Consider the following 13,230-nt stretch of genomic DNA (forward strand, 5'->3'; position numbering starts at 1 on the left):
GCAACTCCCAACTCCTCAGGCGTACATCCCCCGCAGCTTGTGCACGGCCGCCACCCGGTCGATGGCGAGCGTGTAGGCGGCGATGCGCATGTTCACGTTGTAGCGCTTGGAGACCTCGAGCACGTGGTTGAAGCTCCGCACCATGATCTCCTCGAGGCGCTGGTTGACCGTCTCCTCGGTCCAGAAGTAGCCGTCGCGGTCCTGCACCCACTCGAAGTAGCTCACCGTGACGCCGCCCGCGTTGGCGAGGATGTCGGGGACGACGAATACGCCCTTCTTGTCGAGGATCTCGTCGGCGCCGGCCGCCGTCGGCCCGTTGGCGCCCTCGATGATCACCTTGGCCTGGATCTTGGAGGCGTTGCGCGCCGTGATCACGTTCTCGAGCGCGGCCGGCAGCAGCACGTCGCACGGGAGGGTGAGGAAGTCCTCGCTGGCCGCGGCCTCGGCCTTGGGGTAGCCGGTCACGTACTTGTGTTTCTCCCGCCACGCAATCACGTCCTTGACGTCGAGGCCCTTGGCGTTGTACAGGCCGCCCGACACGTCGCTCACCGCCACCACCGTCGCGCCGTTGTCCTGCAGCAGCTCGGCGGCGATCGACCCGACGTTGCCGAAGCCCTGCACCACGACCTTGGCGCCCTTGAGCGGCTGGCCGAGATGCTTCAAGGCCTCGCGCGTCACCCACATGCAGCCGCGCCCCGTCGCCTCGCGCCGGCCGGCGGAGCCGCCCATCTCGAGCGGCTTGCCCGTCACCACCGACGTCACGGTGTGCCGCTTGTGCATCGAGTAGGTGTCCATGATCCAGGCCATCACCCGCTCGTTGGTGTTCACGTCGGGCGCGGGCACGTCGGAGTCGGGCCCCAGAACGTCGATGATGGCCGACGTGTAGCGGCGCGTCAGCCGCTCCAGCTCGCCCATGGACATCGTGAGCGGATCGCAGATCACGCCGCCCTTGGAGCCGCCGAACGGGATGTTGACCACCGCGCACTTCCAGGTCATCCACGCGGCCAGGGCGCGCACCTCGTCCAGGGTGACGCCGAGGTCGAAGCGGATCCCGCCCTTCCCCGGTCCCCGCGAGGTGTTGTACAGCACCCGGTAGCCGGTGTAGACCTCCGTCTCGCCCGAGTCCAGCTGGATGGGCAGCGAGACGATGATCTGCATCTGCGGGTTGCGCAGCACCTTGTAGAGCCCGGCGTCGAGCTTGAGGAGCTTCGCGGCGATGTCGAAGCGCGACATCATCGCCTCGAACGGATTCTCCTCGGCCAGGAAGCGGTCCTTGTCCGGGAGGATGATCTGCTTCGTGTCGGTCATTGGGGCATCCGTGGGTCGGGCGGCACGCCGGCCGCCTCCCTCTGGGGTTGTGGGTGCGCCGCCCGGCCGATGCGGTCGAGCAGGCGGGCCAAGTCCTCTGCGCCGTACGTCACGCGAACCGCGAGCTCCGCGACCAGGCAGGCCGGCGCCGCGGGCGGCCACGCTTCCCGGAGCCGGACCGCGTCCTTCGCGGTCGTGACCACCGTGCCCGCCGGGCCCGCCGCGGCCACGGCCGCCGCCACGTCGCCGGGCCCGAAGGCGTGGTGGTCGCCGTACGCGTGGAGCCGCACCCGCGCGCCCAGCCGCTCCAGCTGGGTGCGGAACGGTCCGGGCTCCCCGATGCCGCACAGCGCCACCACCTCGCGCCCGGCCAGCCACGTCGCAGCAAGCGGCGTGCCGCCCGCCAGCGGCACCAGGCGCGCGATCTCGAGGCCGGCGGCGACCCCGAGGCCCGAGCGCGTGAGCGGCGCGAGCCGCCGCGCCGTGGCCGCGGCGGCGTCCGCCGCCGCCGCCTTGTACGTTACGACGACGCCGTCGCCGCGTCCAAGCGCCCGGAGTCCCTCGCGCCACGGGCCGGCCGGCAACGGCCACATCGGGCCTCCCGCCGTCTCCGCGGCCACCACCACGAGCAGGGCGTCGGGGCGGACCGCCCGGTGCTGCAGGCAGTCGTCCAGCACCAGGGCCTCCGCGCCCCCGGCCACCGCGCGCTCGGCGCCGCGGCGCCGGTCGGGGTCCGCCACCACCACGGCCGCGGGCGTGCGCGCGCGATGCTCCCCGGCCTCGTCGCCGCCGCGATAGCCCCGGAGCAGGATGCCCGGCCGCGCACCGCGGCGCAGCAGCTCCCCGGCCAGGAACGCCGCCACCGGCGTCTTCCCGACCCCGCCGACCGCGAGGTTGCCGACCCCGAGCGCCGGCCGCGGCAGCGGCCACGAGCGCAGCACCCGCCGGTCGTACGCGGCGTTCCGCAGCGCGACCGCCGCCCGATAGGCCCCGGCCGGCACGAGCAGCAGTGCGCGCAGGACGCGGGCGAGCGGATCGGTGCCCCGCCACACCCGATGCGCGAGCCGGGCGCCGTCGGCCACGCTCACGCCACCAGGAGCGAGCGCGCCAGCTCCGCGGCGCGGACCGCGGCACCGGGGTTGCCCAGCCGCCGGCGCACCTCCGCGAGGGCCTCGAGCTGCGCGCGCCGCTCCGGGCTCGACGGATCCAGGAGCGGCCGCACGGCATCGGCGAGGGCGCCGGCCGTGACGGCGCCCTGGATGAACTCCGGGGCCACCTGCCGCTCCGCCACCAGGTTCACCATCCCGATCCAGGGCACGCGCACCAGGCGGCGCGCCAGCAGGTACGACAGCGGGTGCATCCGGTACGCCACGACCAGCGGCGTCCCGGCCACGGCCGCCTCCAGCGTGGAGGTGCCGGACTTGCACAGGGCGGCGTCCGCCGCGGAGAAGCACTCGCGCGGCCGCCCCGCGACCACGCGGATCGCGCCCGCCGAGGGATAGTCCGCCCCGCCGGCGGCGGCGACCACGGCCTGGACCTCCGGGCGCTCGCCGCGGATCCGCATGGCCGCGTCGCGGAACGCCGGCCACAGCCGCACCACCTCCTGGCGGCGGCTCCCCGGGAACAGGCCCAGCACGGGGCGCGCCGGATCCAGGCCCAGCTCGCGCTTGAGCTGCTCCTTCGCGGCCAGCGGCGGGCGGTCCATCAGCGGGTGGCCGACGAACGTCGCCCGGACGCCGCGCGAGGCGAAGAACCGCTCCTCGAACGGCAGGATCACGGCGAGCCGCGACACCGTGCGCGCCATCTGGTGCACCCGGCTCTCGTGCCAGGCCCACAGCTGCGGCGCGATGTAGTAGAGGACCGGCACGCCGGCGCGCGCGGCGGCGGCCGCGACCCGGAGGTGGAAGCCGGGGTAGTCCACCAGCACGACCAGGCGCACGTCGCCCTGCGCGAGCCGGCGCTCGATGCGGCGCAGCAGCCGCCAGTGCGCCGGCAGCTTGCGGGCGACCTCGACGAACCCCATGACCGTGAGATCCTCGATGCGCGCCACGAGCCGGGCGCCCGCGGCTTCGAGATGGGAACCGCCCACGCCCTCGACGGCGACGTCGGGCGCCAGCCGCCGCAGCGCGGCGACCAGGGCTCCCGCATGCTGGTCGCCCGAGGGCTCGCCTGCGGAGACGAAGACGGTGGTCCGGCTCACGCGCCGTGCAGCGCCGCCGGGCTTCCCACCGCCTCCAGCACGCGGAACGCCAGAGCCAGCGCCGAGAGCCCGTCCTTGCCGGTCACGGCCGGTGGCTCGGACCCTCGAACGGCCCGCACGAAGTTGCCCAGCTCGAGCGCGAGCGGCTCGGCCTCGGGCGCGCTGAGCGACACGCGCTCGACCAGCCTGGCCAGGTCGGTCGCGCCCTCGGCCAGCGCCCGCTGCGCGTCGGGCTTGAGGCGCAGGAACTCGCCCTTGCCGGCCGCGAGGTCGAGCGAGAAGTAGCCCGACGGCTGGAAGATCCGGAGCTTCCTGACCCGCTCCCGCGCCAGCCGGCTCGCCGTGAGGTTGGCCACGGCGCCCGACCCGAACTCGAGCCGCGCCGTCGCGATGTCCACGCTCGAGGTCACCACGCCGATGCCCGACGCCCGCACGTCCACCACCGGCTCCTTCACCAGGGCCAGCACCAGGTCCAGGTCGTGGATCATCAGGTCCAGGATGACGGCGACGTCCGAGCCGCGCGCGGCGAACGGCGCGACCCGGTCGGACTCGATGAACTTCGGCGAGGCGAGGTACGGGGCCGCCGCCCGGAGCGCCCGGTTGAAGCGCTCGACGTGGCCCGTCTGGAGCAGCACGCCCGCGCGCTCGGCGGCCCCGACCAGGGCCTCGGCCTCGGGCAGCGTGGCGGCGATGGGCTTCTCCATGAGGACGTGCCGGCCGCGGCCCAGCGCCGCCAGGCCGACCTCGTGGTGGGCCGGGGTGGGCACCACCACCGACACGGCCTCCACGTCGGCGAGCAGGGCGTCGAGCGAGGGATAGGCCCGGGTCCGGAACTGTCCGGCGATCTCGGCGGCGCGCTCGGCTCGCGTGTCGAACACGCCCGCCAGCCGGACGCCCGGGAGCGAAGCGTAGAGACGCGCGTGATGGCAACCGAGGCTCCCGACGCCGACGACCCCGACGGGGAGCGGGGCGCCGGTCACACCAGCACTCCGCGCGCGCTCGCCTCGATGAACTGGAGGAAGGTCTCGACCTCGGGCAGCATCGTGAGCTCCGCGCGCGCGCGCTCGAGGGCCTGGCTGATGTTGAGGCCCGAGCGGAAGAACAGCCGGTACGCCTTCTTCAGCTCGGCCACCGTCTCCGGGGTGAACCCGTGGCGCTGCAGCCCCACCGCGTTGAGCCCGTACAGCTTCATCGGGTTGCCGACCGCCTTGGTGTACGGCGGCACGTCCTTGGTGACCCGGGACATCCCGCCGATGAAGGCGTACGCCCCGATCTTCACGAACTGGTGCACCGGCGTGAGCCCGCTGATGATCGCGCAGTCGTCCACGGTGACGTGCCCCGCCAGCTGCACGCCGTTGGTGAGGATGACGCGGTTGCCCACGTGGCAGTCGTGCGCCATGTGGACGTAGGTCATCACCAGGCAGTTCTTCCCGAGGCGCGTCACGCGCGACTGGGTGGTGCCGCGGTTGATGGTGCAGTACTCGCGGATCACGGTGCCCTCGCCCACCTCGACCCAGGTCTCCTCGCCCGCGTACTTGAGGTCCTGGGGCGCGCCGCCGAGGATGCTGCCGCTGCCCACGCGGCACTGCGGCGCGAGCCGCACGTTCTGCTCAAGGGTGGCGCGCGCGGCGATGCGGCATCCCGCACCCAGCGAGACCTGCGGGCCGACGATGGCGAACGGACCGATCTCCACGCCCGGGCCGAGCTCGGCGTCGGGCGAGACGATGGCGGTGGGATGGATGGTCGCGTCGCTCATGGCCGCCTCACCGCTCCACGATCCGGGCCATCATCTCGGCCTCGACCACCACGTGGCCGTCCACGTAGCCGACGCCGCGCATCCGGCTGGCCCGTTCCTTGTGCTGGAGCAGCTCCAGCTCGAACCGGATCTGGTCGCCCGGAACCACCGGCCGGCGGAACTTCACGTTGTCCAGCGACATGAAGTAGACCACCTTGTCGTGGCCCTCGCCCGACTTCTGGATGAACCCCATCAGCATCACGCCGCCGACCTGCGCCATCGCCTCGATCATCAGCACGCCGGGCATGATGGGATGATCGGGGAAGTGGCCCTGGAAGAACGGCTCGTTGATGGTCACGTTCTTGATCCCGACGATCCGCTTCCCTTCCTCCATCTCGACGATGCGGTCGACCAGCAGCATCGGGTAGCGGTGGGGGAGGATCTGGAGGATGTCGCGGATGTCGAGCGGCGGGTGGCCCCCGCTCACCGCGGCCCGGCGGCGGATGGCGTTCCCCAGGGCGACGTTGCCGCGGTGGCTCGGCTTGTCGGCGACCACGTGGCCGTGGATCCGGCCGCCCACCAGCGCCAGGTCGCCCACCAGGTCCGCCGCCTTGTGGCGCACGAACTCGTCGGGCCAGCGCAGCGTGTTGTCCACCACTCCCCGGTCGTCGAGCACCACCGCGTTGGCCGTCGAGGCGCCCGCGATCAGTCCGCGGCTGCGCAGCTGCTCGACCTCCCGGACGAACCCGAAGGTGCGCGCGCCGGCCAGCTCGTGCTCGAACGCGTCGGGCGTGATGTCCCAGCAGCCCGACTGCCGGCCGATCAGGGGATGGGGGAACTCGATCGTGGCGGAGATCTTGAGCTGGTCGGCCGGTCCCACCAGGTAGCTCGCCTCGCCCTCGCGCAGCGCGAACGGCTCGGTGACGGTGTACTGCACCGCCTCGCCGCCGTGCTCCGCGGGCTCCGCCCGGCGCACCGCCTCCACGAACGGGGCGAACGAGCCGTCCAGGATCGGCGGCTCCGGACCGGTCAGCTCCACCACCACGTCGTCCACGCCGAGCGCGTGCAGCGCGGCGAGCACGTGCTCGACCGTGTGCACTTCGGCGCCGTTCGCGGCCAGCGTGGTGCGCCGCTCGACGCCCGAGACGCTGGTGAGCCGGGCCGGGACCGTCGGCGCCCCGGCGAGGTCGGTGCGGCGGAACACGATCCCGCTCCCGGGCTCGCCGCCGCACAGCGTCACCCGGGCCGGAACGCCGGTGTGCATCCCGACGCCGTCGAGCGTCGCCGCGCGCCGCAGCGTGCGGCGTGGCAGGCTATCCTTGCCCGGACTTGCCACGCTTCACCAGCTCCTCCAGGTCGTCCACGATCGGCGCCAGCCGGTAGCTGGCCGCGATCGCCTTGAGCGCCTCGCGGCGGTCGCGCGCGGGGTAGCCGAACACGGTGGCGCCCGCCGCCACCTCGCCCATCACCCCGCTCTGCGCGGCGATCCGCGCCCCCCGCCCCACCGTGAAGTGGCCCGCCAGCCCCACCTGGCCGGCGAGGATCACGTCGTCCTCCACGTGCGTCGAGCCGGCGATCCCCACCTGCGCCATGATGAGGCAGCGGGCGCCGATCCGGCAGTTGTGCCCGATCTGCACCAGGTTGTCGATCTTGGTGCCGGCGCCCACGACGGTGTCGTCCACGCTGCCGCGGTCGATCGTGGTGTTGGCGCCGATCTCCACGTCGTCGCCGATCACGCAGCGGCCCACGTGCGGGATCTTCTCGTGGCCGGCGCGTCCGGGCACGTAGCCGAAGCCGTCCGAGCCGAGCACCACGCCGGCGTGCAGGATCACCCGCGCGCCCACCACCGTGCCGGCGTAACACACCACGTTCGGGTACAGGGTCGCGTCGTCGCCCAGCGACACGCCCTCGCCCACCACCGCGCCGGCCATCAGCTCCACCCGGTCCCCGAGGCGCGCTCCGGCGCCGACCACCACCCGCGGGCCGATGGCCACCTCGCGCCCGAGCACCGCCCCGGCGGCGATGATCGCCGTGGGATGCACCGCCGCCGTCCGGGCCGGCGCCGGGTAGATCGCCCGCACCACCGCCAGCACGGCGCGGTGCGGGTCGTCCACCACGATCCGGGTCGCGGGGCCCGGCTCGGCGCCGCGGTGCTCCCTGGTCAGGAGCACCGCGCCGGCGCGCGAGGCGTGAAAGTACGGGAGGTACCGGCCCGCAGCAAGAAACGTCAGGTCGCCGGGACCGGCGCGATCGAGGGGCGCTACCGCCGTGAGCCGCGCGGCGCCGTCCCCGACCAGCGCGCCGCCCACCAGCGCGGCGATCTCCGCTGCCGTCAGGCCGTCACTCACGCTCCGGCCCCCGCCCCGGGGCCTACGGCCGCGGCGGGCGCGTGCCGCGCGGCGGGCGCGCCGCCGGGCGCTGGGCCGCGCTGTCTGCCGGCTGTGCCGGCAGCGGCGGCGTGGCCGAGGGCTGCACCGCCGGCGCCGGCTGCCCGCCCCCGGCCTGCAGCCGCTGGATCACCAGCTGGGACAGGTCCAGCGAGCGGTCCGCGGAGATCAGCGATCCCCCCTGGGCCGCCGCGTCGAAGATCATCGCGTAGTTGCCCTCGGCGCGGATCCCCTCGATCACCGCCTGCACTCGCTGCATGATCGGCGCCATCAGCTGCTGCTCGCGCACCGACGCGCTGTCGCGCAGGCTCTGCACCTGCTGCTGGGTCCGCTGCTGCAGCTGCGACAGCTCGGTCTGGCGCTGCTGCTTGGCCGACGGGCTCAGGACCAGCGAGGTGCGGTTGAACTCGCTCACGGCCGAGTCGAACTGCGACTGCAGCACGTTCACCTGCTGCTGCATCACCGCCAGCTCGCGCTGGAACGTGGACTCCGCCTCGGCGCGGCCGGGCGTGTTCTGCAGGATCACGTTGGAGTTGATGTACGCCAGCTTGGGGGGTGCGCCCTGCCCCCGCGCCGGCATCGCGAACCCAATCAGCAGGAAGGCGGCCCAGGCCGCCCCGCTCACGCGTACCATGTCGTTGCTCCTCGCTGCCTGCATGAACCTGCGCCCGATCACTGGAAGAAGTTGCCGATCTTGAAGTGCAGTTTCCACCCCGGGGCCGGCTGCCCGGCGGTGTTGACCTTGTCGAACCCGTAGCCGAGGTCCAGGCCCAGCGGGCCGAGCGGCGTCACGAGCGCCACACCGAAGCCCGCGCCGCGGAACAGCCGGGTCGGGTTGAAGTCGGACGGCGCCGCCCAGACGTTGCCCATGTCGTAGAAGAACGACGCGTAGATGGACTGGCTGAAACGCAGGCCGAACTCCGCGGTGCTCTCGAAGTACGAGCGGCCGAACGCGCTGCGCGGCACGCCGCCCGTGGAGGCCGTGGGGTTGAAGCCCTGCGGCGTGATGGAGAACTCGTCGTAGCCGCGGAGCGGGATGCCGTACTGGGTGCCGCCCATCGTGTACATCTGGTCGAAGAACGGGCCCGCGTTGCCGAACACGAACCCGGCCTTGGAGGAGAGGGCCAGCACCAGGTGCACCCCGCCGCCCGCGGGGCCCGAGCCCCCGATCGTGCCGGCGGGCGCGTACCAGTGCCCTTCCAGGTCCAGCTTCTCGAAGGTGGCCGAGCCGCCGAGCGGCCCGCCGTTCAGCGCCAGGCTCACCGTGTGCGAGGTGCCGCCGGTGGGGAACGGCATGTCGATCCGCGTGTCGCGCGCGAAGGTCAGCCCCAGGGTCGAGCGCATGCAGCTCACGCAGCGGAGCGAGCCGGCCAGCAGCGCCGAGTTGCCCGAGTACGACTCGAAGTCGATCGCGTACGACGGGAACAACCGGCTGTAGCGGCTGTGCGCCACCGGCAGGCCGAACTGGAGCGAGGCCCCGCGCGAGGTGATCTGGCCGAGGTCCGAAATGGTGTAGCGGGTCCGCGTGTCGTGCACGTCGAATGTGCCCGAGATCAGGCTGCCGCCCAGCGACGGATCCGTGTAGCTGAGGTCGAGCTGGTTGATGTTGGCCCCGAACTGCCACTGGATGTGGCCCTTCTTGCCCTCGCCGAACAGGTTCGGCTCGTCGAGGCCGAGAAAGCCGCCCAGCCCCGTGCCCTGCCCCATCGACGCGCCGAAGTTGACGTTTCCGGTGCGCTTCTCCTGGACCTTGAAGATGAGGTCGATGTCGCCCTGGTCGTTGGCGGTGCGCGTGTCGGGGAACGGCAGCGGCTGCTGGAAGAAGCCGAGGTTGGAGATGGCCTGGTAGGACCGGATCACGCGGTCCTGTGCGAAGACGTCACCGGGCAGGATGGACAGCGCCTCCCGGATCACCCGCTCGTGGGTGACGTCGTTGCCCATGATGTCGATCTTGTTGACGAGCGCCGGCCGCCCCTCGGTGATGTTCCACGTCAGGTTCACGGTCGGCGGCTGGCTGGAGTCGGCGGGCTCGATGCGCTGGATCTGGGGGTCGATCTGCGCGTAGATGTAGCCCTGGTTGTTGTACTGGGTGCGCAGCTTGGTCGTGGCGTCGTCCCAGCGGTTCTGGTCGAACCACGCCGGCCCGCCGCAGTGCTTGAGGACGCAGCTCATCCCGGACGCCTGCCGGCCGAACGGGTTGAGCGTCATCACCTCGTCGGTGGAGAAACGGTGGTTGCCCTGCACCCGGACGGTGCCGACCTCGTAGGGCCGGCCCTCGTCCACCGTCACCACCAGGGTGGCCTTGCCGTTGCCGCGGTCCACCAGCAGGGTGTCGTGCAGCACCCGGAAGTCCACGTAGCCGTGGCTGCCGTAGAAGGCGGGCAGCCGCTGCTCGAGGTCCTCGCGGACGTTCTCCTTGCCATACTCGCCCCGGCGGAACCACCAGAAGCCCTCGGGGCGGGTCTTCATGTGCGCGACGATCTCGGCGGCCGGAAAGGCCCGCGCCCCCTCGACGCGCACCGCCGCGATGGCGATGCGCCGCCCCTCGTCGACGTCGAGCACCACGCGCACGTGGTCGCTGTCTTCGGCGATGACCTGCGGCTTCACGTCGGCGAGGTAATAGCCCTCGGCCTCGTACAGCGAATCGATCCGCTGGCGCGCGCGCTCGAGATTGCCGGGGTTGAGCGGCCGGCCGGCCGGCAGCTCGATGCGGTCCCGCACGCTCCGCTCCGAGACCTGGTCGGCGCCGCGCACGGTCACCCGGGTGAGCAGCGGCCGCTCGGTGACCCGCACCACCAGGATCTCGGCGCTGTCGGGCCCGACGGTCCGCAGCACGCTCACCGAGTCGAACTGCTCGGTGGCGAACAGGGCGCGCACCGCCCGCTGCACGTCGCGGAAGCCGATCGGCGTCCGGAGCGGGATGGCGGCGCTGGCGATGATGGTCGCGCGGCTGATGCGGTGGTTGCCCTCGACCGCGACGGAGTCCACGCGTCCGGCGAGGGCGGCGGCCTCCTGGGCGGCCGCGGGGCGCGGGCGCCCGGCCAGCGCGGCGCCGGCCGCCACCACGGCCAGAGCGAGCGCGGCACGCATCGGCGGCCGGGCGCTACGCCTTCGAGCTCGACAGCGCGCGGAACTGCAGGCGGTCGCCGTCCGGCGCGGTATCGACCTCGATCTCGTCGCCGTGCGAGAACTCGCCCAGCAGGATCTTCTCCGACAGCGGGTCCTCGATGTACCGCTGGATCGCGCGCTTGAGGGGCCGGGCGCCGAAGTGCTCGTCGTAGCCCTGCTTGACCAGGAAGTCCGTGGCCGGCTCGGTGAGCCGGATCGTCAGCTCCTCGTCCGCGAGCCGGGTCATCAGCTCCTTGAGGACGATGCCCACGATCTGGGTGATGTGCTCCCGGGTCAGCGGGTGGAACACGATCACGTCGTCCAGCCGGTTCAGGAACTCCGGATTGAACGTCTTGTTGATCTCGTCCTTCACCTTCTCGGCGATCTTCTCGAACGCCGAGCCGGGGGTGGTCTGCACGAAGCCCAGCGTCCCGCCCTTGGTGATGTCGCGGGCCCCCACGTTGGACGTCATGATGACCACGGTGTTCTTGAAGTCGATCACCCGGCCGTAGTTGTCGGTCAGCCGCCCCTCGTCCAGCACCTGGAGCAGGATGTTGAACACGTCCGGGTGCGCCTTCTCGATCTCGTCGAGCAGCACGACCGAGTAGGGCTTGCGCCGCACGGCCTTGGTGAGCGTCCCCGAGTCCTCGTAGCCCACGTACCCGGGCGGCGCGCCGATCAGCCGCGAGACGCTGAACTTCTCCATGTACTCCGACATGTCCACCCGGATCAGGGCCTGCGCGTCGGCGAACAGGAACTTCGCCAGCGAGCGCGCCAGCTCCGTCTTGCCGACGCCCGTGGGGCCGCTGAAGATGAACGAGCCGATCGGCCGCCGCGGGTCCTTGAGACCGGCGCGCGAGCGCCGGATGGCCCGCGAGATGGCCGCGATCGCCTCGTCCTGGCCCACCACCGACTTGTGCAGCTCGTCCTCCATCCGGATGAGCCGCGAGGTCTCCGCCTCCTGGAGCCGGGTGACGGGGATGCCGGTCCACCGCGACACGATGAAGGCGATCTCCTCCTCGCCCACCACCGGACGCTTGGTCTGCCGCTCGCGCTCCCACGCCTCCTGGCGCGCCAGGATCGCCGCCTGCAGCTCGCGCTCCTGGTCCCGCAGCGACGCCGCGCGCTCGAAGTTCTGGTCGCGCACCGCCGCTTCCTTCTCCTTGTTGATGACCTCGAGCTTGGCCTTCAGCTCCGCCACCTCGGGTGGCGGCACCTGCGCGCCGATCCGCGCCCGCGCCCCCGCCTCGTCGATCACGTCGATCGCCTTGTCGGGCAGGAACCGGTCGGTGATGTAGCGCTCCGACAGCCGGGTGGCCGCGTCCAGCGACTCGTCGGGAATCTGGATGCGGTGGTGGTCCTCGTAGCGCTTCCGCAGCCCCTTGAGGATCTCGATGGTCTCCTCCAGGGTCGGCGGCTCCACGATGACCGTCTGGAACCGGCGCTCGAGCGCCCCGTCCTTCTCGATGTACTTGCGGTACTCGTTGAGCGTCGAGGCGCCCACGCACTGCAGCTCGCCGCGGGCCAGGGCGGGCTTGAGCATGTTGGACGCGTCGATCGCGCCTTCGGCCGCGCCCGCGCCCACCAGGGTGTGCAGCTCGTCGATGAACAGCACGATGTTGCGGTTCTGGGCGATCTCGTTCATCACCGCCTTGAGCCGCTCCTCGAACTGCCCGCGGTACTTGGTGCCCGCGATGACCGCCGCCATGTCGAGCGCCAGCACCCGGTGGTCCTTGAGCGCGTCGGGGCAGCTGCCGGACGCGATCAGCTGGGCCAGGCCCTCGACGATCGCCGTCTTGCCCACCCCCGGCTCGCCGATCAGCACCGGATTGTTCTTCTTGCGGCGCGACAGGACCTCCATCACCCGCTCGATTTCCTTGTGCCGGCCGATGGTCGGGTCCAGCTGGCCCTCGGCCGCCAACTGCGTCAGGTCGCGGCAGAAGTGGTCCAGCGCCGGCGTCTTCGACTTCTTCTCGCTCTTCTGCGGCGCCGGGGCCGCCGCCGCGCCGGCGCCCGCCTGCGGGGGCATCTCGCTGCCCAGGAGGCGCAGCACCTCCGCCCGCGCCTGCTCCAGGTTCACGCCCGCGTCGGTCAGCACCTGCGCCGCGATGCCCTTCTCCTCCCGCAGCAGGCCCAGCAGCAGGTGCTCGGTCCCCACGTACGAGTGGTTGAGCTCGCGGGCCTCCGACATCGCCAGCTCCAGCACCTTCTTGGCGCGCGACGTGTACGGCAGGTCCGAGCCCGCCGCCGCGGCCGCCTTTCCCTTCTTCACGGTGTCCTCGATCTTCTGCTGCACCTCCTCGAGGTCCACCTGGAGGTTCGCCAGCACCGCGGCGGCGACGCCCTCACCCTCCCGGATCAGGCCGAGCAGGATGTGCTCGGTGCCCACGTACTCGTGGTGCAGACGCGCCGCCTCCTCGCGGGCCATCTGCAGCACCTTGCGCACACGATCGGTGAAGTTGTAGCCGTTCATGGCTTCGCGACCTCGTCTC

10 protein-coding genes are annotated in these 13,230 nt (G+C 72.2%); all 10 read right to left on the reverse strand.

The window, feature by feature from the left end:
* Positions 1-15: 15 nt before the first annotated feature.
* The 10 genes from VMF70_02225 to VMF70_02270 are packed head-to-tail and all read right to left on the reverse strand — an operon-like array spanning position 16 to position 13,211.
* Positions 16-1,308, reverse strand: a complete 1,293-nt coding sequence (locus VMF70_02225) for a Glu/Leu/Phe/Val dehydrogenase (protein ID HTT66823.1) — start codon at positions 1,306-1,308, stop codon at positions 16-18.
* Entirely contained in the window at positions 1,305-2,390 is a 1,086-nt protein-coding gene (locus VMF70_02230; protein HTT66824.1) for a tetraacyldisaccharide 4'-kinase, read from the reverse strand. The genes VMF70_02225 and VMF70_02230 overlap by 4 nt, the downstream gene beginning before the upstream one ends.
* Positions 2,391-2,392: 2 nt before the next feature.
* The gene (gene lpxB / locus VMF70_02235; GenBank protein ID HTT66825.1) at positions 2,393-3,508 is read right to left on the reverse strand and encodes a lipid-A-disaccharide synthase; all 1,116 of its coding nucleotides are present in this window, start codon (positions 3,506-3,508) and stop codon (positions 2,393-2,395) included.
* On the reverse strand, positions 3,505-4,488 hold the full coding sequence (locus VMF70_02240; protein ID HTT66826.1) for a Gfo/Idh/MocA family oxidoreductase: 984 nt from the start codon (positions 4,486-4,488) through the stop codon (positions 3,505-3,507). Before VMF70_02240 ends, lpxB begins: the two co-directional genes overlap by 4 nt.
* A complete protein-coding gene (lpxA, locus tag VMF70_02245; protein ID HTT66827.1) occupies positions 4,485-5,264 on the reverse strand; it encodes an acyl-ACP--UDP-N-acetylglucosamine O-acyltransferase in 780 nt (259 codons plus the stop codon). Before lpxA ends, VMF70_02240 begins: the two co-directional genes overlap by 4 nt.
* Before the next feature lie 7 nt (positions 5,265-5,271).
* Positions 5,272-6,579 carry a UDP-3-O-acyl-N-acetylglucosamine deacetylase gene (gene lpxC, locus VMF70_02250; protein HTT66828.1) on the reverse strand — a complete coding sequence of 436 codons (1,308 nt, stop codon included), beginning with the start codon at positions 6,577-6,579 and terminating at the stop codon, positions 5,272-5,274.
* Positions 6,557-7,591, reverse strand: a complete 1,035-nt coding sequence (gene lpxD / locus VMF70_02255) for a UDP-3-O-(3-hydroxymyristoyl)glucosamine N-acyltransferase (protein HTT66829.1) — start codon at positions 7,589-7,591, stop codon at positions 6,557-6,559. Before lpxD ends, lpxC begins: the two co-directional genes overlap by 23 nt.
* Positions 7,592-7,613: 22 nt before the next feature.
* Positions 7,614-8,264, reverse strand: a complete 651-nt coding sequence (locus VMF70_02260) for an OmpH family outer membrane protein (GenBank protein ID HTT66830.1) — start codon at positions 8,262-8,264, stop codon at positions 7,614-7,616.
* A gap of 38 nt (positions 8,265-8,302) precedes the next feature.
* On the reverse strand, positions 8,303-10,720 hold the full coding sequence (gene bamA / locus VMF70_02265) for an outer membrane protein assembly factor BamA (protein ID HTT66831.1): 2,418 nt from the start codon (positions 10,718-10,720) through the stop codon (positions 8,303-8,305).
* Positions 10,721-10,733: 13 nt separating this feature from the next.
* Positions 10,734-13,211 (reverse strand): ATP-dependent Clp protease ATP-binding subunit, encoded by a 2,478-nt coding sequence (locus tag VMF70_02270; GenBank protein HTT66832.1) that lies wholly within the window; start codon positions 13,209-13,211, stop codon positions 10,734-10,736.
* Between the last annotated feature and the right edge of the window lie 19 nt (positions 13,212-13,230).

The sequence above is a fragment of the Gemmatimonadales bacterium genome, from assembly GCA_035502185.1.
Taxonomy (GTDB): domain Bacteria; phylum Gemmatimonadota; class Gemmatimonadetes; order Gemmatimonadales; family JACORV01; genus Fen-1245.

Coding starts and splice junctions, on each gene's coding strand:
- VMF70_02225 (HTT66823.1), bottom strand. CDS start 1,308: ATGACCGACACGAAGCAGATCATCCTCCCGGACAAGGACCGCTTCCTG.
- lpxA (HTT66827.1), bottom strand. CDS start 5,264: ATGAGCGACGCGACCATCCATCCCACCGCCATCGTCTCGCCCGACGCC.
- VMF70_02260 (HTT66830.1), bottom strand. CDS start 8,264: ATGGTACGCGTGAGCGGGGCGGCCTGGGCCGCCTTCCTGCTGATTGGG.
- bamA (HTT66831.1), bottom strand. CDS start 10,720: ATGCGTGCCGCGCTCGCTCTGGCCGTGGTGGCGGCCGGCGCCGCGCTG.
- VMF70_02270 (HTT66832.1), bottom strand. CDS start 13,211: ATGAACGGCTACAACTTCACCGATCGTGTGCGCAAGGTGCTGCAGATG.